The sequence below is a fragment of the Lutibacter sp. TH_r2 genome (genome assembly GCF_033101135.1).
Classification (GTDB): domain Bacteria; phylum Bacteroidota; class Bacteroidia; order Flavobacteriales; family Flavobacteriaceae; genus Lutibacter.
Genome location: NZ_JAWMPV010000016.1, coordinates 1 through 830 on the forward strand (window position 1 = coordinate 1; position 830 = coordinate 830).

The window sequence follows — 830 nt, forward strand, 5'->3', positions numbered from 1 at the left end:
GGTTCATTAAAAATGGATAAATTTATTGAAGAAAACCCTGAAAGATTTTTTCAAATTGGTATTGCAGAAGCAAATATGATTGGTATTGCAGCAGGTATGACTGTTGGAGGTAAAATTCCATTTACAGGAACTTTTGCTAACTTTTCTACAGGAAGAGTGTACGATCAAATTAGACAATCTGTAGCATATTCAGATAAAAATGTAAAAATTTGTGCTTCGCATGCAGGTTTAACTTTAGGTGAAGATGGTGCAACACACCAAATATTAGAAGATATTGGATTGATGAAAATGCTACCAGGAATGACAGTAATTAACACGTGTGATTACAACCAAACCGAAGCAGCAACTATCGCTATTGCAGAACACAAAGGTCCTGTTTATTTACGTTTTGGTCGCCCAGTTGTGCCTATTTTTATGCCAAAATATACAGATGTTTCTAACGAAAATAAATTTGAAATAGGGAAAGCTATTCAACTAACTGAAGGAACAGATGTTACTATTGTAGCAACGGGTCATTTAGTTTGGGAAGCATTACAAGCTTCAGAAAAATTAGAAGAAATGGGAATTTCAGCTGAAGTTATTAACATTCATACAATTAAACCTTTAGATGATGAAGCTATTTTAAAATCTGTTGCTAAAACAGGTTGTATAGTTACAGCTGAAGAACACAATATACTTGGTGGTTTAGGAGAAAGCGTTGCAAGAGTATTAGCTTTAAATAATCCAGCACCACAAGAATTTATTGGAACTAATGATACTTTTGGAGAATCTGGAACTCCAGCTCAACTTATGGAAAAGTACGGTTTAAATGCTGATGCCGTTGTAAAAGC

Annotated in this window: 1 protein-coding gene; it reads left to right on the plus strand. The window is 34.2% G+C overall.

Annotated elements, in window-relative coordinates:
* Positions 1–830: transketolase family protein (locus tag R3X25_RS15170; protein ID WP_317675814.1), on the plus strand; the 830-nt coding region annotated here is incomplete at both ends.